The following is a 25,674-nucleotide window of genomic DNA, read 5'->3' on the forward strand; positions in this document are numbered from 1 at the left end:
TCGCTTACAACTTAATACGCATAATCATGCTTGATGCAACTAAAGAAGAAGATATCTTGCCTACTCAATTAAGCTTTAGCCAATCTATGCGGCAGGTAATCGCTTTCTTCATGTTTACGCCAATACATAGTGCAAGTAAGTTACCTGTTCATTATGATGAGTTACTGAAAACACTTAGGTTGTTTATCTTACCCGATAGGCTACCAGACAGGCATTATCCAAGGGTGATAAGAAGGAAACCAAATAAGTATCCTTACAAAAGAAAATGCCAGTCAGCTCTTAACTGACTGGCATTACGCCAACGGGCGTGCTTTTTACTGCCTTATTAATACACGCTTATTTTTGGCAATTTGCACAAAACACGGTACTTCTTTGGCCTAATCTAATTTCTTTTAACGGCTCTTTACAGGTAACGCACGGCTCACCTTTGCGGCCATACACCAATAATTGCTGAGCAAAATAACCCGGTTTACCATCACTTTGCGCAAAATCTTTTAACGTCGTGCCGCCTTGAGTAATCGCCGCAGCTAGTGTGTCTTTAATTATAGGCACTAATTGTTGATAACGTTTTAAGGATACCTTTCCCGCTTCACGTTTGGGGTGGATCCCCGCTTTAAATAGCGACTCATTGGCGTAGATATTCCCCACACCAACAACCACGGCATTATCCATAATAAATTGCTTAACCGGTACTTTCTTGTTTCTTGATTGCTCGTAAACACGCTCAGCAAAAAAATCATCAGTAAGAGGTTCTGGGCCTAGCTTGGTCAGTAAAGTATGGCACTCGCCAGGTGCTTGCCATAAACATGCCCCAAAGCGGCGCGCATCATTTAGCCTAAGCGCTTTTCCAGACTCTAAAACAAACTCGATATGGTCATGTTTTTTAAGTGGTTCATCGGCATTCACAACGCGTAAATTGCCTGACATTCCCAAATGTAATATGACACTTCCACGCTCACAACCCAGTAATAAATACTTTGCTCTGCGTTCAATCGAGTTAACTTTAAGACCTTGTAACTGATATACATCATCAGGCACTGGCCAGCGCATGCTGGCATTATGAATATTCACTTTAGTCACTACGTGGTCGAGCACATGCGGAGTAATCCCCAACCGACTTACTTCAACTTCTGGTAATTCAGGCATCTGTCATTCTCTTAAACGGATATAACGGAAATAACTGAGCGGCATCGGCGTGTTCAAGCGCAAATACACGCTGTAACCGCTTATCGAGTAGGTAGTAATTTCCTTCAATGGTATAAAGTTGATACACCGCAGGTAATTGCTCACCCGCTAACCACACTGAAGCAACATAGTTCGCTGATGTCTTCGAAAGCTTACTTACAGGTATACTTGCAAGATTGAGCTGTTGATGCTGCCACAGCTCAACTAATTGCTCTAACGCTTGCTCATCCCCGTGCCATGTTGTTTCTTGTAAGTTTTGACTACGCCAAGAAGTGCCAATTCGCTCAATTTTAAGTTCGGGAAATGCCATCGCCAAAATAAAACTTTGTTCAGGTAGCAGCGCGTGCATGCCGTCCTCTGCAGGTTGAGTATTGAGCTTTTTATGTAAACCATTGAAGAAAAAAATCATCAATAGCATTGAAATAATGACCACATTATTCCACGCTTTTCTGCTCAATCGCATGTGTATCTTCCTCTACTTTCAATACGTTAAAGTGTAACTAAAATTCTGGTTAATTGGCAGTTGTAATTGATCAACAAAATTTCATGTCTGTTATGTATCAATCTGTAGAGACTTTGCTAAAATATCTGCCAAATTTAAAGGAGTTCCGTCAATGTCAATGTATGTAGTGGGCCATAAGATCCCTGATTCAGATTCAATTTGCGGTGCAATTGCGCTTGCTTACTTAAAAAACCAAATCAATGAACCGGCCATTCCAACGCGTTTAGGTGAAATATCACCTGAAACACAATTTATCTTAGATAAATTTGGCTTCGAAGCACCTGAGCTTAAACTTAGCTACGCAGGTGAAGACGTTTATATCGTTGACCATACAGAAAAAACACAAGCACCTGATGACATCGACGAAGCACGCGTTGTAGGTGTAGTCGATCACCACAAATTAGGCGACTTAACATCATCAACACCTCTTGAGTGTTGGATTCGCCCGGTGGGTTGCTCAAATACCATTATTAAAATGATGTATGATTTTTACAATGTAGAAATCCCGAAAGACATCGCGGGCATCATGTTATGCGCTATTTTAAGCGACACCGTTATCTTTAAATCACCAACATGCACCACTGCTGATATTAAGTGTGTTGAAGCACTTGCTGACATTGCCGGTATCGAAGATTTCAAAGAACTTGGCATGGAAATGTTCAAAGTAAAATCTGCAGTAGAAGGCACGCCAGCTCGCGACCTAGTTATGCGTGATTTTAAAGACTTCAACATGAACGGCAAGCTAGTCGGTATTGGTCAACTAGAAGTCATTGACCTTGCTGTTTTTGATGAGATCAAAGCAGACCTTGAAGCTGACATCGTGAAGCTAAAAGAAGAAGGCGGCCGTCACTCAGTATTACTACTATTAACAGATATCATGAAAGAAGGCTCACAAATGCTGATAAGCTCTGATGACGTTGCTGTTATTGAAGCGGCATATGATGTTAAATCTGAGAATAGCAAAGTATGGTTAGATGGTGTATTAAGCCGTAAAAAGCAAGTTGTACCGCCACTACAAGACGCATTCGCAAAAATCTAATTGTCATTCGCGGTGCCGAATATAGATATGCAAAAGCCGATATTATATCGGCTTTTTTATTGTCGAACGCAAAGATTAAAGCTGCGTCGCATTACGCTGACGTAATACTTCAAATAAGCAAATACCGGTCGCAACCGATACATTTAAACTTGATACCGTGCCTGCCATGGGTATTTTAACGAGTAGGTCGCAGTGCTCGCGAGTTAGACGACGCATACCGTCACCTTCGGCTCCCATCACTATGGCCATAGGACCTGTTAAGTTAGCATCAAATAATTCGGTGTCAGTTTCACCCGCTGTGCCAACAACCCACACACCTGCGTCTTTAATTTCACGTAATGTGCGTGCAAGGTTTGTCACTTGTACTAAAGGCACTGTTTCAGCGGCACCACAGGCTACCTTACGTGCTGTGCCATTAAGCTTTGCAGACTTATCTTTAGGCACAATAATCGCGTGTACGCCTGCTGCATCCGCACTGCGTAAACACGCACCTAAATTATGCGGATCGGTTATGCCATCTAACACTAACAAGAAAGGCGTGTCTTCGCGGGCAATGATTTCGTCGAGATCTTTTTCATTGTACATTCGCGCTGCTTTCACGTTAGCAATGATCCCTTGGTGCTGTTCACCATTGGCTTTGTTATCAAGTGCTTTGCGCTGCATAAATTGCACTGAAATACCGAACTTACGAGCTTCATCAATAATCGGGTTTAAACGCTTATCTTCACGCCCTTTTAGCGCATAAATTTCTAAAAAGCGCTCAGGCTCTTTTGCTAAAATAGCTTCAACAGAGTGAAAACCAAAGATTAATTCATTACTCACGTATTATTTGCTCCTCAGCTAGTACGTTTTCGGGCGTTCTTGCCCGGTCTTTTTGCCTTTTTGGTGGCTTTTTTCTTGCTCTTCTTCTTACCTGCTTTTACAACATCCGCTTGTTTGCTGTTAGGTTTTTTACGCCCTTTTGCATGAGAAGACTTGCCACGCTTTGCATTATCTTTCTCTGAAGATTTAGGGTCTGAGCGACTATCATCCCCTTTTTTGCCAGGGATGTTCCCTGCTTTTAACTGTGCACGAATACTCGGTTTTGCAGGTGCACTTTGCGCACGGCGTCGCGCATAGCGGTCTTGCGGTACATCACCAGCAAACACTAAATTAATTCGACGCTCATCTAAGCTGACAGACGATACCTGAACCGTCACTTTATCGCCTAAGCGATGAACCGTATGAGTTTGCTCACCAATAAGACAGTGTTTTGCATTGTCATAATGGAAGTATTCATTGCCAAGATTCGTTACGTGGATCATGCCATCTATTTGTAAGTCGTCTATGCGAACAAATAAACCAAAGTTAGTGACCGATGAAATAACCCCGCCAAATTCATCGCCAACATGGTCTTGCATAAACTCACATTTAAGCCAATCGGCGACTTCACGGGTCGCATCATCTGCGCGACGTTCAGTGGTTGAACATTGCTCGCCTAAAATATCAACTTCATCATTACTGTAAGCATACTCGCCCGACGTTTGTTGGCCTTGTGCTTTTAAAACAGCTTTAATCGCACGGTGCACAACTAAATCAGGGTAACGGCGAATTGGCGATGTAAAATGCGCGTAAGCAGGTAACGCCAAACCAAAGTGCCCAATGTTGTCTGGTTGATACACAGCCTGTTTCATCGAACGTAATAACATGGTTTGAATTAACTCGGCTTCAGGACGGTCACCTAGTTTTGCAAGTACATGTGTTATTTCTTTTGGTGTCGGCTCATCTGACAATGTTGACTCAATGCCCAGTTCAGATAAAAAGTTTCTGAAAAAACCAAGCTTTTCAGCATCAGGTTCATCATGCACACGATAAAGTGCACTGGCCTCATGTTTTTCTAATAAACGAGCTGCCGATACATTCGCCAAAATCATGCATTCTTCAATGAGCTTATGCGCATCATTACGCACCACAGGGACGATTGATTCAATTTTTCGGTGAGCATCAAACACAAAACGCGTTTCTAGCGTTTCAAACTCAATTGCACCACGCTCTTGGCGAGCTGCTTTCAGTGCCATGTACATTTGATGTAAATTAGTTAAATGCGGCACCATTGGCGCGTATTCTTCGCACAGCCTTTCATCACCTTGCAAAATTGCATGCACTTTAGTGTAAGTAAAACGGGCATGTGAATTCATCACCGCTTCGTAAAACTTATAATTCTCTAAGGTGCCCTGCTCAGATACGGTCATCTCGGCAACCATACATAAGCGATCAACATTGGGGTTTAATGAACACAAACCATTTGACAACACCTTCGGCAACATGGGGATCACTTGCTCAGGAAAGTACACTGAATTACCGCGTTCTATCGCTTCTTTATTCAGTGGCGTGTTCATACCAACATAATGTGATACATCAGCAATCGCGACCCATAAACGCCAACCACCTGATGGTTTTCGCTCACAGTAAACGGCGTCATCAAAGTCTCGTGCATCTTCACCATCAATTGTTACTAATGGTAAATCACGTAAATCGACTCGGCCTTGCTTTGCTTGCTCATCAACAAATTCACCTAAATGGGCAACTTGCTTTTCAACGGCTTCAGGCCATACATGCGGAATATCATGGTTTCGAAGTGCTACTTCAATTTCCATACCGGGGGCTAAATGTTCACCCAATACTTCCGTTACTTTACCCACTGCATTCATGTGACGACTTGGGTTTTGCGTGATCTGAACTTGCACCATTTGATTATGACGCGCGCCATTCTCACTGCCAGGCAGTATCATGATATCTTGCGTGATTCGCGGGTCTTCGGCAACAACCACCGCAATGCCATGCTCAACAAAATAACGACCAACAATCGGGGCGCGCTCATTCGTTAACACTTTAATGATACGCGCGTCGCATTTACCACTGCCGCCTTTGCGATTGCCTTTAGCAAGCACAATGTCGCCATGCAGCACCATGTTCATCTGGTGTTTTGCGATAAACCAATCTTTATTTTCGCCTTCAACTTCTAAAAAGCCGAACCCATCACGATGGCCAACTACTTTGCCTTTCACAAGGCCTGATTCATCAATCAACGCGTAGCATTTAAATTTATTGAAATACAACTGACCGTCACGCTCCATAGCGCGCAAACGACGTTTAAACGCAATTTGGCGTTCAGTGTCATCCACGTGTAATTCGTCACAAAGTTGTGTGAAGTTTGCTGGTTTAGCGCGAGATTCTAAGTGAGTAAGTATAAACTCACGGCTAGGGACTGGGTTTTCGTACTTTTCTTGTTCTCGACTGAGATTGGGATCCTGTTTTGTCATTCACTATCTTGTTAGTTGGTTATGTTGTTATTTTAACCCATAACCACGCAATGAGACAGGCAAATGCTATGAAACTTTTAAGAAATTAACTAAATATGCCAAAAATAACACGTTGATATTCTTCGCAGTAAAGAGTCTGTGGTAATATTTTCTGAAAATAACAACAACCTAACAAATTTATATGGATATTAATTTAACCCACTACCTTGCAGCAATGGCGTACAACAGCGCATACATCGCTCTTTTTATCGCGATAATCGCACTCGCTAAGCTGTCGTATAACTTAGCAACCCCCTACAACACCACAAATCAGTTAACAGATAATGCCAATACAGCATTAGGTTTATCAATTGGTGGCTATTTGGGCGCTATTACGATTATTTATGGTTTTGTACTAGCAGGACCAAGCAAAGGTCTACTGACCGACTTAATTAATGTATCGCTGTATAGTGTACTCGGCATGGTGTTATTAACATGCTCACGCTTTCTAAATGATAAGTTACTGCTGCGTTTATTCTGCAACCAAGAACAGTTAATTAATCGACAAAATGAAGCCGTTGGCTTAGTACAAGCTGCTAATTACATGGCTGCAGCCTTAATCATTGGTGGCGCTTTAACAGGTGAAGGGACGTGGTTATCAGCCATTGTATTTTACGCACTCGGACAGCTTTTGCTGATCATGTTTGCTAAAGGCTATGATCACCTCACTGCTTTTGACCTGCATGAACAGCTTGAAAAAGGCAATAAAGCTGTAGCGATGAGCTTCTCAGGTACCATGTTAGCGTTAGCAATCATTCTGTGCCATGCCCTGCTTGGTGGCTTTCATACTTGGCAACAAAGTCTTAGTTTATTTTTTATTGATGCGTTGTTTGGCTTCTTAATCTTGCCGATCGTACGTTACTTGGTTGATAAAATTATCTTCAGTAAAATCTCTCTTGACCAAGCTATGCATGACAATAATACCGCTGTTGCCGTTATCGAAAGCAGCATCGCAATAAGTGTTGCAGTGATTATCACGATCGCTATTTAAGCTTATTGGAGTAAGGATGAACATCTATAAGCTGTTTACTATCGCGTCGATTGCTTTTTTAAGCTGTTTTTTGATACGCGCAGACCTTCAAGAGCCTCTGCAAAATGGCCAATATGGCAACTTCAAAGAATATTATGGCCAAGATAAGCCCTATTTATTTAATGTTCCTGAAGATGGCCAAATGATGCACAGCTATTTATTTTTACGCCAGATATCAGTGCAAATAACGAAAAAGTCTCGACCCTCGATGAGCCCAATGTGCTGCACTATTATTTAAAAGGCTGGAAACACTGGAACTAAACCAATGGATTAGCCCATAGGATGGTTTACAAAGCAAAGGATTACCGTTAAAAAGAGAGTTAAGCATAATAATAACAAGGGTCGCAATGCAGGCGCACAAACAAAGTCTTATGTACTTACACATTGCAGTGTTGCTATTTGGTGGAACTGCGTTGTTTGCCAAGCTCATTAACTTAAGTGCATTAGACATTACCGTATACAGAACAGGTATTGCCGGTTGTGCCTTATTGATCTTACTTTATATCCAAAAAAAGGCGATTAAACTCCACTCTCGCCGTGATTATCTTATTGCTCTATTACTCGGAGTGACTGTCGGTATTCATTGGTTAACCTATTTTGCAGGAATGCAATTAGCCGGTATTGCTGTTGGCATGATTGCCTTTTTTACTTACCCCGTGATCACTGTATTTTTAGAGCCTCTTTTTCATGGTCGTAAACCGCAACTGAAAGATATTATTAGCGCTGTAGTGGTGATGTTCGGTATTTACTTACTCATCCCAGATGCAAGCCTTGGGAATGATGTTACGCTTGGCATTGCGACCGGTATTTTATCAGCCTTCTTTTTTGCTTTTAGAAATATTATTCATAAGCGTTACTTTAGCCAATACGGTGGCCCACAGACCATGCTTTATCAAACGTGGATTGCCTGTATTATGCTGTGCGCCTTCCTTGAAGTACCGCCATTACAAGTTGATACAATTAATTGGCTGCTATTGATCACCGCTGGGGTTATTTTTACAGCAGCGCCGCATTCACTTTTTGCTGCAAGTTTACAACACTTATCAGCCTCAACGGCTGGATTAATTTCTTGCTTGCAACCGCTATACGGCACGTTTTTGGCTTTTTTAATTTTGCATGAGCAACCAACAATAAGCACAATTATGGGGGGCGTTTTGGTTATAAGCGCCGCTTTTTATGAAACATGGTCAGTGACTCGGAAACACACGCAATGATAAAAGTATTCGCTCACAGAGGTGCCAGTGGTACCTACCCAGAAAATACCAAAAGTGCCATATTAGCCGCTGTAGATTTGGCTGTTGACGGTATTGAAATCGACGTACAAAGCTGCCTTGATGATTATATGATTATTCATGACACATGGCTTGACCGGACCACATCAGGTCGCGGTAAAGTGAATGCCTGCAGCAAAGCCCAAATTCAACAGTTCGATGCAGGTAATGGCGAAATAGTGCCAACGCTACAGCAAGCGATTGATTGGGTTAATGATAAAACACTGCTCAATTTAGAACTCAAACATACCTTTTCACTTGATAAGTTTGTAGAGCTTATTGAATCAAACATTAGCACTGGAAAGTTATCAAGAGATAATCTTTTAGTCTCATCCTTTGATCATCATCAACTCATGTGGCTCAAGCAAAAGTTACCCTGGGTGAAGATTGGCGCGTTAACCGCATCAATTCCTATCAATTACAGTGAGTTTGCGCAAAAGCTGCATGCCTACAGCATTCATATTGATAAAAACTTTATAAACCATGAGTTTGTTGCCGATGCCAAACAACGCGGACTTAAAGTCTATGCGTATACGGTCGATAAGGTAGAAGATATCGAGTTAATGCTTGATTATGGCGTGGATGGAATTTTTACTAATTTCCCATGCCATACACAAATGACACTGCAGTCGCTGTGACTCAAAAAGAATAAGCTATACTGTGTCGAATAACGTGGAATTAAATAAGACTAAGAAACGCCCGACATGAATCAACATAACACCTCAATGAGTAGCTATATGCGCATTTATAATTTTATCGAACAAACTTTCTTTTACACCTTAACGCGTAAAATTGTCGGTAACTTGGGGTTTGTGTTTGCCTTTCAGGTCATTACTTTAATTTGGCTTTACAGTAGCTTATCTGAACAGCAAGCAAGCACAGGGCTATTCTGGCTCATGACACTCGTTATTGTTGGCAGTTTTATTTTCACACTTTTTTATATGCGTTTTTTAATTGTGCGGCCCGTACAGGCTATGCGCGATACTTTAGCGCAAATTAATCGTCATGATGCTGACTTATCGGCAAAACTCCCACACTTTACCTTTGATGAATTTCGCGATTTAAGCGAGCAATACAATACTTTTACATCTCACCTAAGCCAGCTACTGGCCACCACATACCAAAGTGCGCAAGCCAGTGCCGATAGTAGTTCAAAAATGACAGAATCGATGCAGCAAACAGCGAAGCTTAGCCATCAACAAATTACGTTTAGCCATACAATTACCGATGCAAGTAATCAAATTACGACAAGTTTAGAGCATATCTCTGCAAACACCGACAGTGTTCATACGGTTAACAGTGAGCACCTAAGTTTTGTACAACATTCAGCTGCGGAACTATCGACTCTGGTAAAAAAAGTGGCCATGATCAGCCAAATTCTCGGCAACTTTTCTGCGACCGTGTCGGGGTTAAAAGAAAACAGTGAAAATATTCGTGCTATTTTAAAAATGGTTGAAGAGTTTTCTGATCAAACAAATTTGTTAGCCTTAAATGCCGCCATTGAAGCTGCACGTGCCGGTGAAGCTGGACGAGGGTTTGCGGTTGTTGCTGATGAAGTTAGAACTCTTTCTGTAAAAGTGAACGATGCAACCCGTCAAATTAGCGACTTTATTAATCAAATGAATAGCTTGGTAAACGAAACAAATAAAGAGTCTGAGTTATTAATTAGCCATTCAAGTGAAGCTGAAACAGCCATTAGCAATACCTCAGCAGGGTTTAGCAACATGCTGAGTGAGTTTGAGCAAAATCAACAGCAGCTACAACAGATTGTTAGTGCTGTTCATTTACTAGAACAAACACAAACTCAAACACACCAAAGTGTCGAGCAAATTGTGGCGTTAGGTGAGCAAGCGAAACAGCAAATAGATGAATCCCTTGCTGATTGTGAGCAATCACATTTACTTAGCCAACAAACCCAACAACAGCTAAAGCGGTTTGTTTAATGGGCGCTGAAACGCTTTTAATTCTAAGCTTTCTATAACTATGATAAAGTAGCCATTCCTTGGCTACTTTTTTATTCACCGTGACAACACCTATCGATTACCAGCAACTCGCGCAGCAAATTAAGCAATGGGGTAAAGACCTTGGTTTTGCAGAAGTCGGGATCACCGATATTGATCTCACTCAGCACGAAGCCCAGCTTCAACGTTGGTTAGATTTGGGTTACCACGGCGACATGGAATACATGGCTGCGCATGGGATGAAACGTGCCCGTCCAGCAGAATTAGTGCCGGGTACTCAGCGTGTTATCTCGGTTAAAATGAACTACCTTCCACCCGATGCCAGCTTTGCTAAAAACCTCAAGCAAACCGAAAAAGCGTACATAAGTCGCTATGCGCTAGGTCGCGACTACCATAAGCTCATTCGTAATCGCCTCAAAAAATTAGGCCAAAAAATAGAACAACAAGTAGGTCAGCTAGGATTTCGCCCATTTGTGGACTCTGCGCCAGTCCTTGAACGACAATTAGCAGAAAAAGCAGGGTTAGGCTGGCGTGGAAAACACAGCCTTCTTATAAATAAAGAAGCGGGGTCGTGGTTTTTCTTAGGCGAGTTATTTGTTGATATTCCACTGCCTATCGATAACGAGAATACCTTTGAAGGCTGTGGCAAATGTGTGGCGTGTATGACTCTGTGCCCGACAGGTGCGATTGTTGAGCCGTATGTAGTCGATGCCCGTAAATGTATCTCTTATCTCACGATTGAGCTGCAAGGCCCTATTCCTGAAGAGTACCGTTCATTACTTGGTAACCGTGTGTATGGCTGTGATGACTGTCAACTCGTGTGTCCGTGGAATCGTTATGGACAAATAACCGATGAAGCCGACTTCCATCCTCGAACGCAATTAAAAGATCAAGACTTACTCACACTCTTTGCATGGGATGAAGCCACATTCCTAAAAAACACTGAAGGCAGCCCGATTCGTCGTATTGGCCATGAACGCTGGCAAAGAAATCTAGCGGTTGGACTTGGTAATGCTGACTATAGCGACACAATTATTATCGCGCTTAAAAAGGCGCTTCAAAGTGCAACGCCACTGGTCGCAGAGCACATAGAGTGGGCGCTTTCACAACAACAGAACAAGCGTCAGCTTAAATTACGTAAAACCGCACGTTTGATTCGTATTGTTGAAAAAGGTTTACCACGAGATGCTTAAAGCGCGGCCAGCACCGCGCGTACTCAATGAGTGTGTCATTGCTTTAATAAGACCGATAAATCGTTTTCAATCTCTTTAAATGCGGCCTTTACTCCCTGCACTGACTCTTCACGCGCTACTGAGTTTTGAATGGTTTCATCGACTTTCTGATAAATAAAGATCTCTTGGTCTTCGTCTAATCCCATTGTGGGTATTCGTTGTTCCAAATCCTCTTGTAACTGTTTAAACACCGCTTCGTTATTAATACGATTGTCATTCAAAAGCTCTATGAGCCCCTTAAACTTACTGTGTACTTTAGACACTGCGTCATTCAGTTGCTGTTGCTGTTTAACCAGTTCTTTTTTTGTAATTATCGCTTTAAGCTGCTGCTCGGTCACACTCACTAAAAAGCAAATGTGGTCACGAATACGGCCATGTTTATCGGGATCTTGTTCTGGCATATTCAAAATGAGTAAGCTAATCATTTCATAATTTACTAAAATTCGACTCGAAAACTCATGTAAACGGCCTTTGTTTTTAAGCATTTCAAATAGCTCAACAACAATGGGCGAACAAACACCTGACACTGAAAAGTGCTCTAGACCCGATGCTAAGCGAAATTCAACATTACTTTGTAAGTCAAATGCGCTTAAACAATGAAGTAATGCTTTACCCAACTCTTTTTCATCATCAATTAAACCGATATGCTCGATATAATTAACAATTTGGCCCATTTCACTACTATTAGCCATTGCATTAAAGGCTGTTGACGTGGCGTCTTCCACTTGTTGTTCAAGCATTTCTTTTTCGATCAGTACTTGGTTTAAGTGTTGTAGCTTGAGCTTTAATTCATCATGCCCAAAAGGTTTTACAATATAATCTTCAGCCCCTACAGAATACCCTTCCATACGCTCTTCAACCGTGCCTCTGGCCGACACAAACATAACGATTATTTTTTCTGTATTCGGGTTTTCTTTTAACTTTCGGCATACTTCATAACCACTCATTTGTGGCATGCTAACATCCAGCAAGATAACTTGTGGATCAAACGCTTCAACAACATCTAAACATTCTGGACCGCTGTTGACCATTTTCAGCTCAAAATCGAGTTCTTCGAGGATCTCTTCAATTATTTCTAAGTTAAATGGTTCATCATCGACGGCTAAAATTCGCTTCAAGGCCATGTCTAGTTCTTCCGTTTTGTTAATTAAGCTTCATAGTTTGCTCTTCAGTCGCTAAATGCTGAGACAAATCTATATTCAAAGGTAATCGCACTAAAATTGTAGCGCCCCCATATTCGTTGTTATGTGCGGAGATAGTGCCTTGGTGTAAACTCACAAACTCCCGACAAATAGCTAACCCAAGGCCTGTGCCTCCTGCGCCACTATTGGTTTTGCTACTTTGTTCAAACTTGGCAAATACTTTTTCAAGTTCACACTCTGGAATACCAATACCACGGTCAACAACCGCTACTTCAGCGATGTTATTTTGCACTGATAACTGAATATCTATCTCGCTGAACGGTTCACTGAATTTCAGCGCGTTTCCTAATAAATTGCGCATAATTTGATTGATCTGTTCTTCATCACAATCCAGAACGATATCTTGCCCAGTCTCCTGTAGACGAATCATTATATTTCGCTCAAGTGCTGTACCAGACACATCATCAATACTAGTTTTTATAATGTTGCCCAGATTGTGTTTTTGAGGGTTAAATGGAAACTTGCCAACATCCAATTTAGATAAGTCGAGTAGGTTATTAAGCAGCGATAACAACCGCTCTCCACTTTGCTCTATCCGCGATAAATACTTGTTTAACTTATCTTTATTTAGATCATCATTCGCAACTTTTTCAAGTCCAAAGCGTGCAAAACTTAAAATCGAATGCATAGGAGTTCTTAACTCATGAGACATATTAGCTAAAAACTCTGATTTACTCAGATTTGCGGCCTCGGCAACGTTTTTAGCATGCTCAAGTTGTGCCGTACGCGCTTTAACTTCTTCTTCGAGCATGTCTTTTGCTTCAAGCAGCAAGTCTTCTTTTTCTTTCAGGTGGGTAACATTTTTAAAGATAACCGCCAACGCAATTTCACCATGGTGATCTATTTCGTTAAACGAGCCTACGAGAGGAACCTCATTGCCGTTTTCTTTAAGCAGTCTTAAGTCACAGCTAAATTGACGATTTTTATTCAGGGTGCTTATTTTATCTTTAATACGGTTTATTGAAGGTGTATCAAAAAAGTCAAACACCGAGCAGTTTTCAAACTCTTTAAGCGGTTTTTCAAATAACAGTTCACAGGCATCATTGGTTTCAATAATTTTACCCGTGCGATCAAACAATATAATCGCATCAGGAGTGTGTTTAAAAATAACCCTTAACAGGCTGTCTTTTTCTATGAGGGCATCAACGGTATTTTGTAAACGCTCAACTAACTCTGCGTTGTGGCGTTTGAGTAGCTCCGTTTGCCATAATTTATGAACCGACTGTAATAGGCTATTATCATCAACGGGCTTAACCAGCACATCCTCCACCCCCTGGCGAATCGCTTCAATCATCGAAACCTGTTCAGGCTTTGAGGTGTACAGTAAACAACGGCTGTTAGGCTGCGTCCCTTTCAGCTTGTTAAACAACTCAAGTCCAGTGCCATCTTCAAAGGTAAAGTCGCTTATTAATAAATCAATGCTGTGTTGATTTATTATTTCAATAGCTGAAAGCTTACTCCCAGCTTTAAAGGTTTTAATGTGCGCGCCTTTTAAGTTTTGAGTAATTTTTTCTAATCGTTCTGGGAGATGGTCAACAACCAATACCGTGGGCAGCTTTAAGATGTTGTCACTACCCAGCTCTAACACCCCTTCTAATAAAGTGCTAATTTCTTTGTTTGCAAAAAATGGGTAAATAACCACTGAATTAGGCAGCAAGCGATTAATTTCACTGAAGTGCTCGAGTAAATCACTACGCTGTGCTTTGGGTGCAAGCAATAAAAAATTTTCTTGCGAAAACACCCCACTCAGTTTCTTTATAGTTTCTGTCGGCACACCATGAGAAGCCGCAACTAAATCAAATTCTTGAGTTAAAACAGTGTCATCTATCATCGAAAAGTGCAATAACTCGACTTTACAGCCAATGAGTTCCAATAACACTTTTACGCGCATTGCTAAAACACTATTACTATCGACAATTAATATTCTTCGCACAGTACACTAGGCTCAAATTAATGATAATTACCTAATTAGAGTAGTCGAAAAAAACAAAGTCACTAAATTTACACTGCTTTTTTTATTACTTTAAGATCTAAGTGCTTACCTAAAATAACGAGGCTATATGCTTTATCATCCATAATTGCAACTTCAGGCAGTTCTCCCCAAACCTGATAATCAAAACGATTAAACAGTTTAATGCTCGGCAGGTTATGACTAAAAATAAACGCTAGCAAAACTTTTATATTAAGCGTTTTGGCATGCTCCTCTGCAAACGAAAGCAACGTTTTGCCTAACCCCTGTCCCTGAGCGTTTGAGGTAATATATATACTAATTTCGACTGTGCCATCATACGCTGGACGCCCATAAAAAGATTTATAGCTGAGCCATGCAAGTACTTTCGCGTTTTGCTCATACACAAAAATCGGCCTTTGTTCTGTATGGGCTGCGAACCATGCTTGTCGCTCAGCCACCGTTACCTCTTCGGTATCTGCGGTTACCATACGCCCAGGAATTGTTTCGTTATAAATAGCGACAATCTGTGTTAAGTCGTGTTCTGTTGCTGTTCGAATAGTCATAAATAACTGAAATTAAATGATCACTTTCTCGCATATTAGCGTATATTCATCACAAATAACTAGCAGGAAATCATTATGAATAAATATGCTTTGTTACTCTGTGCAAGCCTTATGTCTACTCATCTTGCAGCAGAATCTCCCCCGTCAATTCAAGACCCAGTCGCAGAAACTCAATGTGATGACTTTACCAATGTAACGCTGCGTAAATTACGCTCAAAAGAAAGTGTTAATCTTTGCGAATTTAAAGGTAAGCCATTGCTCATAGTGAATACCGCAAGTAACTGTGGATTTACGCCACAGTTTGAGGGTTTAGAGGCAATTCATAAAGAATACAAAGACCGTGGTCTCGTTGTTCTTGGTTTCCCTTCTGATGACTTTTTCCAAGAAGAAGATGACGAAAAAGACACCGCAAAAGTATGCTACATTAATTACGGTGTTACCTTTACCATGTTCGCTACCAGCGCGGTGCGTGGTAGTGACGCAAACCCAATTTTTAAGCACCTAAACGAAGCAACAAGTTCACCTAATTGGAACTTTTACAAATATATTGTTTCGGCAGACCGTAAAACGGTTGAGCGTTTTAACAGTAAAACCAAACCAGAATCAAAAGCTATGCGTGACGCGATTGAAGCGCAGTTAGCTGCAAAATAAATTTAACCTTTCGTTCAGCAAATATTGAACTAAACTCATTATTTAATTTAGAAAAACACACAATGGGGAGTTATTATGGCAGTAGCCAGCGCAAGACATATACTCGTAGACAGTGAAGCACAATGTCTAGACCTTAAACAACAAATTGAACAAGGCGCAGACTTTGCAGAACTCGCACGTACTCACTCAAATTGTCCTTCAGGCCAAGATGGCGGTGCGTTAGGTGAATTTGGTCCGGGCATGATGGTTCCAGAATTCGATAAAGTTGTTTTTTCAGCGCCAATAAATCAAGTGCAAGGGCCTGTGCAAACTCAATTTGGTTATCATCTACTTGAAGTAACTAGCCGAACAGACTAACTTCATAATGAATCGTTAAAAGCCGCTTTCGCGGCTTTTTTTTTGATAGGAAACTAATCTATGAAACTGCTTGGTTCAACAACTTCACCGTATGTCCGCCGGATACGAATGTGGGCACTGAACAATGATATTGCGCTTGAGTTTATTAATTTAGATATTTTTTCACAGCAAGATAGACACACTATGATTGCACACAATCCCGCTCGAAAAGTTCCGGTATTAATTGATAATGGTTTTAGTGTATGCGATTCAAACTCAATTATTCGCTACTTATTAGAAAAATCAGATCAACCTTTATTGAGCTGGCAGCAAGAAAACCTTTTAACCATTATTAACGCCTGCAATGACTCGCTCGTTGAAATGCTACTGTGCCAGCGCTCAGGATTTGATACAAAAGACGATAAATTGTTCTTTAATTTACAAAATGAACGAATTGCTGAAACATTGCGCTATTTAAATAGTCATTTATCTGAGCCTGCATTTAAAAGCTGTGAATACCTCAACATCAGTTTATACTGCTTGCTAGATTGGATTTGCTTTCGTGAATTAACTGATTGGAGTCAACTCGAGAATTTAGCGGACTTTTATCAACAATTCTCAGCAAAAGCAGCTGTAAAACACACAGATCCACGAAATTAATGATAAGGGTTAAGCAAATGAGCGATATCGAAATAGAATCAGAATTAGTTAACTTTGTTGAAAAAGTACGTTTAAACGAGTCTATGTGGGCACTTGGTGCCGAAGATGGTGGTTTTGTTGTGTGTGAATCAAACCAATTTAGCGACACCGATGTGTTGTTGCTATGGGGCACAGAAGACGCTGCAAAAGCACAATGTAAAGACGAGTGGAATGACTATACACCGGTAGAAATTGGTTTAGACGAATTTTTAGATGAGTGGGTTGAAGACTTAAACGAGGATGATGCGCTCGTTGGTCTAAATTGGAACGACGACCAAGTATGCGTCGAAATAGAGCCTGTAGGTCTTGCTAAGGCCCTTTGCGACTAACTATATTGACAGCAAATGGTACTGTGGTTACAGAGTGCCATTTGCTGGAAACTTTACATTTCTCAGGTATACTCTTCAAGACATCTTTATTATCAAGGTATTAGGTTGAAGTCCCATCTCGGTCGTAGGCCCTTTTCGGCCATGGAGTTACATACCCTGTATACTGGTTACATCTTTAGTGATCAGCTTTTGCCCCGTGAACAAGCAAAACACTGGCATTTTTGGCTTCCTCTTTTTGCTTATTATACTGGCGCTTACAGTGATGAAATTGGCCATCTCACCCTAGATGATATTGTCACATTGTCAGATGTGCGTTGCTTTCACTTTCATACCCACGGCAAGATAAAGTCACGCTTTGTGCCGATTCATGATGCCTTATTCGCAGCAGGGCTTGACCCATACCTAGACTTTTTAAAAGCACAAGGGCATACCCGCTTAATGTTTGATTTACCTTCTAAGTCAGGACGTTACAGTGAAAAAGTCCGTATTTGGTTTTCTGGTGAAGGTGAACGAGCTGGTTATCTACAAAAATGTGCCATTCCCAATGTTGATCAACAAGGGATGAAAACGGCTATCAGCAGTTTAAGACTCAACTTTGAACAACAAGTGCGTATTCATGCAATACAAGCTAACAGTAAAGATGCGTTTAACTATTTAATGGGCTTTAAAGAGTTTTCAGGCTCTTTATTTAACGATATGTCGTTGCTTAACGGCATTCTACAAAATGTGAGACAAATTAATCCACAGTTGCACTGGCGACGCTTCATTGAACGCCATCATTAAATTGACAAACTTTGTTACTAACTAATTATTACTGTTCAATTTAAAACCTGATAGCATGGAAAACAGCACTCAAAGTCAGTGCCTTTCTAACAACAAAAAATCAGGGATACTTATGTTCTTAAAAAGCCTATTAACTGTGAGTGTTGCACTTGCGGTTAGCTCAGCCCATGCCAATGAATATGTAATAGAAAAACTAGCAAAACCTAGCTCACAACAGGTAGAGCTGACACTTGATCCTGCGAAAGACACTTTTTCTGGCCACACTGAAATTGCCATCGAAGTACTCAAAGCAACGAACTATATAGAATTAAACGGTATTGATTACGCGGTCAGTATGGCAAAAATTCTAGGTGACGAAAATTGTGACCTAAGTGCAGACATGCTGAAAACAGGCAAAGTAAAATTTTCGTGTGATGAAAAAATCCAACCTGGAAAGTATACGCTAATGGTTGATTTTACTGCGCCTTATAACCGCCAAAGTGTGGGCTTATATAAAACGCTTGATCAAGGTACTCCCTATTTATTTACTCAATTTGAAATGAGTGATGCACGCCGTGCCTTCCCTGTTTTTGACGAACCGAGTTATAAAATTCCATTTCAGTTAACGATTACTGCACCGACAACACAAAAAGTGTATGCCAACACGCCGGTATTAAAAACCACGGTCAATGGCGATATGACAACACACTATTTTGATAAAACGCCTCCTATTCCCTCTTATCTTGTAGCAATGGCGGTCGGTCCTTTTGAAGAGCTAGAAATTAAAGGCATGCCAATTCCTGGCAGAGTATTAACGCCACAAGGTAAGATTCATCTTGCGGATTACGCCAAAGAAAATATGCCTCGCGTTCTCAAAGCACTGGAAGATTACTTTGGTATCCCTTACGTTTATAAAAAATTAGACTCGGTTGCAGTGCCTGAGTTTCCATTCGGTGCAATGGAAAATGCTGGTCTTGTAACTTATCGTGAAGACATTCTATTAGTTGACTTAGCGACCGCGACTCGTAGCAAAAAAGAACGTAATGTATCAATCATTGCACACGAACTTGCACACCAATGGTACGGTAACCTTGTTACCATGAAGTGGTGGAATGATTTATGGCTAAATGAAGCATTTGCAAGCTGGATGGCGGCAAAAATTACGGCACAAATTAATCCTGAATTTGAATCACACTTAAATTTACCGCAAAACTATGTGATGGCATTAGATGCACGCTTAAGCACGAAACCCATTCGTAAACCGATTAAAACCGAAGCTGATATCATGGATGGCCTTGGCCTTGCTTACAGTAAAGGGAGCGCGGTACTGTCTATGGTTGAAAACTGGATAGGCGAAGATGCTTTCCAGCAAGGTATTCAAGCCTACTTGAAAAAATTCTCGTATAAAAATGCTGAAGCAGCTGACCTGTGGCGAGCATTAGGTGAAGCTTCAAATAAAGATGTGGCGAGTGTATTAAAGTCATTTATTGAGCAATCTTCTTTTCCACTTATCAAAGTAACCCAAGACGGTAAGAAAATTACCATCAGCCAGAGCCGTTTTGTGAATGCAGGTGTTGAAGCCCCTGCTCAACTGTGGAACGTGCCTGTTGCTATAAAATATGGTGCAGGTGACAAAGTAAAAACAGCTAACTTGCTGCTAAACAAAGAAACACAACAGCTAACACTTGATTTTGAACCTGAGTGGATTTACCCAGATCAAGGAGCTATGGGCTATTACCGTTGGTTACTAGACGATGCGCAGTTTAATGCCCTGCTAGATAACGCAGCTGACAAATTAACAGTCCGTGAGCGTTTGGCACTCCTTTCTGCCGCTGACTCTTTACTTGATGCCGGTGTTATTTCTGCTGCCCGCTTAATGCAAACCCTAGAAACATTTGTGAGCGATGCACACCCACTTGTAGCGAATACAGCATTGGGTTACTTAGCTTCGCAAAAACGTGTTTTTGAAGATGATAGCAACCGCGACTTATGGCCTAAGTTTATCCGTAAGAGCATTGCTCCTGCCGCGAAGCAATATGGCTTAACAGCCAAAGCTGATGAAGATGCTGCAGTATCTCAGCTACGAGCGCAAGTGATCAGCCGACTAGGTTTTGATGGTGAAGATCGCAAAGTCATTGATACGGCTAAAGCACAAGCCGCACTTTACTTAAACAATCCTGAAAATGTTGACCCATATTTAGCATCAACCTACTTAAACCTTGCAGCTTATCATGGTGATGAAAAACTACTCGCGAAGTACAAAGAAACGTTCAAAACCACTAAAGATCCGCAAGTACGCACAAAAATGCTTGCTGCAATGGGTTATTTTGGTAAACCAGAGCTACAAAAAGCAGTCCTTGAGTACAGCCTAACTGATGAAGTAACGGCCTCAGATATGCGTACTTTATTAGGGGGTCTAAGTTATGGTAAAGAACGCCAAGCGTTGTTCATTGATTGGATTTATAACAACTACGATGCCATCACTAAAAACTTACCGCCATTTTTTGTACCGAACTTACCGTTTTTCACAACGGCAAGTTGTGATGCTCAAAGCTTAGCCACAACAAAAACCTTCTTCACTGATAAAATCTCTGAAGTACCAGGGTATGAGCGCTCACTCAGCAAGCTTGAAGAAAGCGTCAATGACTGCCTTTCGCTTAAAAAGCGCGAGCTGGCCTCGGTGAATAGTTTTCTTAAACGTTAACAGCACAATGTAAAAAAGGGTCACACTGTGACCCTTTTTTATTAACTCTTAACGAGTCCGCACTTATAGTCGTGTCTGTCATTAACTTATAATGCAATTAACCAACTGCGTTCATTAAAATAGCGACACTATTATTACGTTAAAATTATTGCGTTAAAATTATTGCGCTAAAATTTTATTAAATTGCTTAATAAACTGCTCTGCCGCTAACACTGAAGTAACTTTAAATGCGAGCCCATAATGAATAGGCTGGGCACTTTTATAAATACGTGTAGGAAAACGTGTCATTTCACTGCTATGGAAATAATCTTTAATGCGAGAGATGCCGTCCAATGCTTCAAAGTAGTCACTAAACACCTCAAAAACAGGCCTAATGACTAATTTAGCCTGCCCGCTTTGTTCATGCACATAAAATGCTTCTTTGGAATTAGCGGGCATAAACTCATTAATATTTTTTATTTTAAAGTTACTACGACAGCCAATTTTTATCAGTTGTTCAGTAAGTTGTTCTGCAGAGAAAGACAAATGCGCGCCTATTTTAAAACGAGAAGTAGTAGCCACATTACAGTAATCCCTTAAAAAGCGTTACTTATTTATCACAAACAAAGGCAAGTTTCTTATTATGGTAACTCAAACGTGTTATTTTGGTTTCACAATAAGACGTTAAATCTAACCATTGAGAAACCGGCTCTGGATTCATTAAATCTCGCTTATAAACGCGATTATTAATCGCATAAATAACTGTCTGCTCATCCAACAAGGTGAAATCTTGTAATTGTGCCGGTAGACGTAAAATATCTGTTACTTGCTCAAATTGGGGTGTAAAACGCGCCAGCCAATGTTGCTTATCTTTGTGGTAGCTAAATAAGTAGCTATTCGTTTGCGCATCAAAAAGTAAGGTTCGGCCAATAGCATTCGCAACGACCTTCGGTTTAGCAGCTGCAACCGTGGTATATTGTAAGGTATGTGGTTCGCCCAAAATAAACATAACAAGGTCGTTGTCGGCGCCCCATGCATGGTAACCTACAGGCTCAATCCACTCGAAGATACGCGCAGCAGATTGTTCACCCTGCAACGGATATTGCCAGAGCTTTTGCTTACCATCTTCTTCCACAACGATGGCTGACAACGCCTGCTTGTTAGGCATTAATGTGGGTGAATATTCACTAACAGCAGAGTGCGTTAAATTTGTTGCTTGCTGAGTTGTAAAATTATAGAAATATAAATCTGTTTGCGATTGTCCATCATCGCCAAGCACCTCATGCGTGTAATAAAGCCCCTCATCAATTAAGAACGGTTGGTTATTGTAACTTTTATTATCCGTAATTCTTGTTACCTTCATACCATAAGGGGTCTCAAGATCAGCCAGTAACACTTCGCTTTTAGGCATAGCTGCGTCCGCTTGGCTGCTTAAAAACGTTCCAAATGCGCCAAAAAGGAAAGAGGTAAGTAATCTCATTATGTTCTCTCGTTTTAATTTTTATTGGCTCATGATAGCGTTATTTAATCAGGCAGTCACTTGACCTTACTATGCTCGACCTTTATAACTAGGACGTGTTCGTTTTTTATCAGTTTTTCTGATTGGTAAAAGTAACACTGCACGGCTTAACAAATAACGAGAACAACTATGTCAGCTAAACACCCTATCATCGCAATTACCGGCTCATCTGGCGCTGGCACCACCACCACCACCAATGCCATTAAGCATATTTTTAGAAGCTTAAATATAGATGCGGCCTTTATTGAAGGCGATAGCTTTCATCGTTATACACGACCAGAAATGGATAAAAAAGTGCGAGAAGCACAGCAAGAAGGCAAACATATCAGTTATTTTGGCCGTGAAGCGAATGACTTTGGTGCGCTTGAGCAACTGTTTTATCAATACGGCGAAACAGGCCAAGGTAAAATCAGACGTTACTTACATACCTTTGATGAAGCCGTTCCTTATAATCAGCTACCGGGGACTTTTACACCCTGGCAAGACTTAGAATCGAATACAGATATACTCTTTTATGAAGGCTTACACGGCGGTGCAGTAGACCAAGATCACGATGTTGCAAAGCATGTTGATTTATTGATTGGTATGGTGCCAATTATCAATCTTGAGTGGATCCAAAAACTAATCCGCGACACCTCAGAGCGAGGTCACACGCGTGAAGCGGTAATGGGGTCTATTATTCGTAGTATGGATGACTATATAAACCAAATCACCCCTCAGTTTTCTCGTACTCACATCAATTTCCAGCGCGTACCGACTGTAGACACTTCAAACCCATTTAGTGCAAAAGATATTCCCTCGCTTGATGAAAGCTTTGTGGTTATTCGCTTTAGAGGTATTGAAGATGTGGACTTCCCCTATTACTTACGCATGATAGAAGGCAGCTTTATGTCACGTATCAATACGCTAGTGGTGCCTGGAGGAAAAATGGGCTTAGCCATGGAGCTGGTACTAACACCACTCATTAAAGATATTATTCTAAAAAAACGTGCCCTTGAAAATTTAGCCCCCGTTGACTTGCCGATTTAAATGACTCGGGTACACTGCTGACTCAGCCTGGAATGATGGAGTAGTCAGCTTGAAAACGACATTAAATGTAATAGTGGGATCTAAAAATCCTGTAAAAGTGAATGCTGCTAAACATATTTTTAGCCTTTACTTTCCTGAGCACACCATTCAGTGCCAAGGTGTTCACGCACCGTCTGGCGTCCCCGACCAACCTTTAGGTGAAGATGAAACCCGCATAGGGGCAGAAAATCGCGTAAAATACTGCCAAGCGCATTACGAAGCCGATTTCTACACAGCAATGGAAGGTGGCGCAGAGCAATTTAGTTACGGCGCAGCAACGTTTGCATTCGTCGTTATTACCAATAGCGAACAATTCAGTGTCGGCCGCAGCAGCAACTTACCTTTACCCCCTCCTTTCTTCAAGGCATTACTTGCGGGTAAAGAGTTGGGCGATGTGATGGATGAAGCCTTCAATACCGTGAATATCAAACAGCAAGGTGGTGCAATTGGCTTATTAACCAATCACATTGCAACACGCGAAAGCACCTATATACAAGCGCTTACATTGGCTATGGCACCGTTTTTACACCCTACACTTTATAACCAATAAACTTGGAATATCATGAAGTATACACATGTTTTATTTGATGCCGATGAAACCCTGTTTAGTTTTAACGCATTTGCAGGTCTTAAAGTAATGTTCGCCAATTACGGCGTAGACTTTACAGAGACAGATTATCATGAATATCAATTAACCAATAAACCACTATGGGTTGCCTATCAAAAGCATGAAATTACTGCCAATGAGCTACAGATAACCCGTTTTACCGAATGGGCAAACAAACTCAATGTGCCCGCTCAAACGCTTAATGATGCCTTTTTAGAAGCGATGGCATCTATTTGTGTGCCATTGCCCGGTGCCGTTGAGCTACTCAATAAGCTAAAGCCTCACGCAAGATTAGGTATCATTACCAATGGTTTTGCCAAACTTCAGCAAAAGCGCCTAAAGCATACAGGACTGCAAGACATGTTTGATTGGCTGGTGATTTCTGAGCTAGTGGGTAAAGCCAAACCCGCACCCGAGATTTTTCAACACACTTTTCAGTTAATGGATAATCCACCGAAAGAACAGATTTTAATGGTGGGTGACACCGCAGCCAGTGACATTCTCGGTGGCCATAATGTTGGCATTGATACCTGCTGGCTTCAGCACCCTGGCGTTGAGTTACCTGAAGGGATTACACCCACCTACCAAATAAATCAGTTATATGAACTGGAAGCTATTCTTGGTTTATAGCAACTCAAAATGATTAAGTATTTTTGCGGATTGGTAATACAAGTTATGCTTATCGTAAAGCAAAAAAAATGACGCTTTAAAGCGTCATTTTTTATAACTGTAATATGCGTGCGATTAAGCTGTTGCTACTTCTAGGCCTGGTGCTGGCATCGTCACTGGCGTATCGAATGTTGCCCATTCCCATGCTGACTCAGTCGCCATAATTTTACGAAGTAACTTATTGTTTAAATCATGGCCTGACTTATAAGCCGTGATTTTACCTAGAATGTTATGGCCCGTCATAAACATGTCGCCCACACAGTCTAAGATTTTGTGTTTAACAAACTCATCGCTGTAACGTAAGCCGTTTGGATTCAATACTTTAAATTCATCCAAAACAACTGCGTTATCCATGCTACCACCTAAGGCTAGGTTGTTTGCATGCATATATTCAATGTCTTTCATAAAGCCAAAAGTACGCGCACGGCTGATTTCTTCAGTGAAGCTTTGTGCCGTAATATCTAAACCAATACGTTGGCGACTTTCATTGATAGCAGGATGATCAAATGCGATCTCGAAATCGATGTGAAAACCATCGTATGGTTCGATCTCAGCCCATTTATCACCTTCTTCAATACGTACTTTTTCTTTAATACGAATAAAGCGCTTAGCTGCATTTACTTCTTTAATGCCGCCTTTTTGTAACAAGTAAATGAATGGTAATGCACTACCATCCATAATAGGCACTTCTGAGCTGTCTAATTCAACAATTAGATTATCAATACCCATTGCCGCTACCGCAGCAATTAGGTGCTCAGTCGTTGATAAGCGAACGCCATCTTTGTTTGTTAAACAGGTACACAATTGCGTATCACCAACGGCTTCAGGTGTTGTTTCAAAATCAACAACCGGATCAAGGTCCACACGACGAAATACTATCCCAGTATTTGCGCTCGCAGGTCGGAGAGTAATAGTGACCTTCTCACCTTTATGAAGTCCAATTCCTATGGCTTTGACTACTTCTGCAATCGTACGCTGTTTAATCATAGGTTCGCTCACTTATAGTTACAGTTAGACGGCGGATTGTATCATAAATACATCCAGCTGCCAAATTTGTTTATTTATCGAACAAAT

26 protein-coding genes and 1 pseudogene are annotated in these 25,674 nt (G+C 41.1%); 17 read left to right on the top strand and 10 right to left on the bottom strand.

All coding sequences use genetic code 11. From position 1 onward, the window contains the following. A pseudogene (locus tag LPA49_RS18135) lies at positions 1-287 on the top strand (IS4 family transposase); the annotation flags it as partial. Between the two features lie 49 nt (positions 288-336). On the opposite strand, the gene mutM reads toward LPA49_RS18135, so the two are convergent. Together mutM and LPA49_RS18145 are read right to left on the bottom strand one after the other, a co-directional pair. Next, on the bottom strand, positions 337-1,146 hold the full coding sequence (gene mutM / locus LPA49_RS18140; RefSeq protein WP_196857573.1) for a bifunctional DNA-formamidopyrimidine glycosylase/DNA-(apurinic or apyrimidinic site) lyase: 810 nt from the start codon (positions 1,144-1,146) through the stop codon (positions 337-339). Then, positions 1,139-1,648: a hypothetical protein gene (locus LPA49_RS18145; RefSeq protein WP_196857572.1), complete on the bottom strand. Its 510-nt coding sequence runs from the start codon at positions 1,646-1,648 to the stop codon at positions 1,139-1,141. The genes mutM and LPA49_RS18145 overlap by 8 nt, the downstream gene beginning before the upstream one ends. Positions 1,649-1,799: 151 nt before the next feature. Here LPA49_RS18145 and LPA49_RS18150 point away from each other — a divergent pair, with 151 nt between their 5' ends. Next, complete coding sequence (locus LPA49_RS18150; RefSeq protein ID WP_182396111.1) at positions 1,800-2,726, top strand: manganese-dependent inorganic pyrophosphatase; 927 nt, start codon at positions 1,800-1,802, stop codon at positions 2,724-2,726. 75 nt (positions 2,727-2,801) lie between these two features. Here LPA49_RS18150 and rlmB read toward each other — a convergent pair whose 3' ends face one another. Continuing rightward, positions 2,802-3,548 (bottom strand): 23S rRNA (guanosine(2251)-2'-O)-methyltransferase RlmB, encoded by a 747-nt coding sequence (gene rlmB, locus LPA49_RS18155; protein ID WP_075594453.1) that lies wholly within the window; start codon positions 3,546-3,548, stop codon positions 2,802-2,804. Between the two features lie 14 nt (positions 3,549-3,562). Next, on the bottom strand, positions 3,563-6,028 hold the full coding sequence (rnr, locus tag LPA49_RS18160; RefSeq protein ID WP_230237407.1) for a ribonuclease R: 2,466 nt from the start codon (positions 6,026-6,028) through the stop codon (positions 3,563-3,565). A gap of 181 nt (positions 6,029-6,209) precedes the next feature. Between rnr and LPA49_RS18165 the strand changes: the two genes are divergently transcribed. The 6 genes from LPA49_RS18165 to queG all read left to right on the top strand — a co-directional run bounded on the left by LPA49_RS18165 (position 6,210) and on the right by queG (position 11,522). Beyond that, positions 6,210-7,058 carry a DUF350 domain-containing protein gene (locus LPA49_RS18165; RefSeq protein WP_227006840.1) on the top strand — a complete coding sequence of 283 codons (849 nt, stop codon included), beginning with the start codon at positions 6,210-6,212 and terminating at the stop codon, positions 7,056-7,058. A 16-nt stretch (positions 7,059-7,074) separates the two neighbouring features. After that, entirely contained in the window at positions 7,075-7,335 is a 261-nt protein-coding gene (locus tag LPA49_RS18170; protein ID WP_199524354.1) for a hypothetical protein, read from the top strand. A 109-nt stretch (positions 7,336-7,444) separates the two neighbouring features. Continuing rightward, entirely contained in the window at positions 7,445-8,311 is an 867-nt protein-coding gene (locus tag LPA49_RS18175) for a DMT family transporter (protein ID WP_199524355.1), read from the top strand. Further along, entirely contained in the window at positions 8,308-9,006 is a 699-nt protein-coding gene (locus LPA49_RS18180) for a glycerophosphodiester phosphodiesterase family protein (protein WP_065978148.1), read from the top strand. The genes LPA49_RS18175 and LPA49_RS18180 overlap by 4 nt, the downstream gene beginning before the upstream one ends. Before the next feature lie 87 nt (positions 9,007-9,093). Next, entirely contained in the window at positions 9,094-10,311 is a 1,218-nt protein-coding gene (locus LPA49_RS18185; RefSeq protein WP_074988893.1) for a methyl-accepting chemotaxis protein, read from the top strand. Between the two features lie 59 nt (positions 10,312-10,370). Then, positions 10,371-11,522, top strand: coding sequence for a tRNA epoxyqueuosine(34) reductase QueG (gene queG / locus LPA49_RS18190; RefSeq protein ID WP_206770709.1), 1,152 nt, complete (start codon positions 10,371-10,373; stop codon positions 11,520-11,522). A gap of 35 nt (positions 11,523-11,557) precedes the next feature. Here queG and LPA49_RS18195 read toward each other — a convergent pair whose 3' ends face one another. The 3 genes from LPA49_RS18195 to LPA49_RS18205 all read right to left on the bottom strand — a co-directional run bounded on the left by LPA49_RS18195 (position 11,558) and on the right by LPA49_RS18205 (position 15,277). Beyond that, entirely contained in the window at positions 11,558-12,685 is a 1,128-nt protein-coding gene (locus LPA49_RS18195; RefSeq protein ID WP_036971147.1) for a PleD family two-component system response regulator, read from the bottom strand. A 19-nt stretch (positions 12,686-12,704) separates the two neighbouring features. Next, positions 12,705-14,654 (bottom strand): ATP-binding protein, encoded by a 1,950-nt coding sequence (locus tag LPA49_RS18200; RefSeq protein WP_230237450.1) that lies wholly within the window; start codon positions 14,652-14,654, stop codon positions 12,705-12,707. A gap of 110 nt (positions 14,655-14,764) precedes the next feature. Further along, on the bottom strand, positions 14,765-15,277 hold the full coding sequence (locus LPA49_RS18205; protein ID WP_065978151.1) for a GNAT family N-acetyltransferase: 513 nt from the start codon (positions 15,275-15,277) through the stop codon (positions 14,765-14,767). A 75-nt stretch (positions 15,278-15,352) separates the two neighbouring features. On the opposite strand from LPA49_RS18205, the gene LPA49_RS18210 reads away from it, so the two are divergent. The 6 genes from LPA49_RS18210 to LPA49_RS18235 all read left to right on the top strand — a co-directional run bounded on the left by LPA49_RS18210 (position 15,353) and on the right by LPA49_RS18235 (position 20,758). Further along, a complete protein-coding gene (locus LPA49_RS18210; protein WP_065978152.1) occupies positions 15,353-15,928 on the top strand; it encodes a glutathione peroxidase in 576 nt (191 codons plus the stop codon). A gap of 75 nt (positions 15,929-16,003) precedes the next feature. Next, positions 16,004-16,285, top strand: a complete 282-nt coding sequence (locus LPA49_RS18215) for a peptidylprolyl isomerase (protein ID WP_036971157.1) — start codon at positions 16,004-16,006, stop codon at positions 16,283-16,285. A 60-nt stretch (positions 16,286-16,345) separates the two neighbouring features. Continuing rightward, positions 16,346-16,924 (top strand): glutathione S-transferase family protein, encoded by a 579-nt coding sequence (locus LPA49_RS18220; RefSeq protein WP_230237408.1) that lies wholly within the window; start codon positions 16,346-16,348, stop codon positions 16,922-16,924. 17 nt (positions 16,925-16,941) lie between these two features. Beyond that, entirely contained in the window at positions 16,942-17,292 is a 351-nt protein-coding gene (locus tag LPA49_RS18225; protein WP_036971160.1) for a DUF2750 domain-containing protein, read from the top strand. A gap of 105 nt (positions 17,293-17,397) precedes the next feature. Beyond that, positions 17,398-18,075 (top strand): hypothetical protein, encoded by a 678-nt coding sequence (locus LPA49_RS18230; protein WP_036971162.1) that lies wholly within the window; start codon positions 17,398-17,400, stop codon positions 18,073-18,075. Positions 18,076-18,187: 112 nt separating this feature from the next. Next, positions 18,188-20,758 (top strand): M1 family metallopeptidase, encoded by a 2,571-nt coding sequence (locus LPA49_RS18235; RefSeq protein WP_230237410.1) that lies wholly within the window; start codon positions 18,188-18,190, stop codon positions 20,756-20,758. Between the two features lie 159 nt (positions 20,759-20,917). Here LPA49_RS18235 and LPA49_RS18240 read toward each other — a convergent pair whose 3' ends face one another. Both LPA49_RS18240 and LPA49_RS18245 read right to left on the bottom strand, forming a co-directional pair. Continuing rightward, positions 20,918-21,283 carry a hypothetical protein gene (locus LPA49_RS18240; RefSeq protein WP_268260787.1) on the bottom strand — a complete coding sequence of 122 codons (366 nt, stop codon included), beginning with the start codon at positions 21,281-21,283 and terminating at the stop codon, positions 20,918-20,920. Positions 21,284-21,347: 64 nt separating this feature from the next. Next, the gene (locus tag LPA49_RS18245; protein WP_065978157.1) at positions 21,348-22,217 is read right to left on the bottom strand and encodes a hypothetical protein; all 870 of its coding nucleotides are present in this window, start codon (positions 22,215-22,217) and stop codon (positions 21,348-21,350) included. 168 nt (positions 22,218-22,385) lie between these two features. Between LPA49_RS18245 and LPA49_RS18250 the strand changes: the two genes are divergently transcribed. Genes LPA49_RS18250 through yjjG form a run of 3 tightly spaced genes read left to right on the top strand, consistent with a single transcriptional unit; the run spans position 22,386 to position 24,561 of the window. Then, complete coding sequence (locus LPA49_RS18250) at positions 22,386-23,285, top strand: phosphoribulokinase (RefSeq protein WP_036971173.1); 900 nt, start codon at positions 22,386-22,388, stop codon at positions 23,283-23,285. A 49-nt stretch (positions 23,286-23,334) separates the two neighbouring features. Then, positions 23,335-23,874, top strand: a complete 540-nt coding sequence (gene yjjX / locus LPA49_RS18255; RefSeq protein ID WP_230237414.1) for an inosine/xanthosine triphosphatase — start codon at positions 23,335-23,337, stop codon at positions 23,872-23,874. A 12-nt stretch (positions 23,875-23,886) separates the two neighbouring features. Beyond that, positions 23,887-24,561 (top strand): pyrimidine 5'-nucleotidase, encoded by a 675-nt coding sequence (gene yjjG, locus LPA49_RS18260; RefSeq protein WP_230237416.1) that lies wholly within the window; start codon positions 23,887-23,889, stop codon positions 24,559-24,561. A gap of 114 nt (positions 24,562-24,675) precedes the next feature. Here the strand turns inward: yjjG and lpxC are convergent, their stop codons facing one another. Further along, positions 24,676-25,587 carry a UDP-3-O-acyl-N-acetylglucosamine deacetylase gene (gene lpxC / locus LPA49_RS18265; RefSeq protein ID WP_036971181.1) on the bottom strand — a complete coding sequence of 304 codons (912 nt, stop codon included), beginning with the start codon at positions 25,585-25,587 and terminating at the stop codon, positions 24,676-24,678. Positions 25,588-25,674 lie beyond the last annotated feature (87 nt).

Origin of the sequence: Pseudoalteromonas sp. MB41 (assembly GCF_020966275.1) — a bacterium.
Lineage (GTDB): Bacteria > Pseudomonadota > Gammaproteobacteria > Enterobacterales > Alteromonadaceae > Pseudoalteromonas > Pseudoalteromonas lipolytica.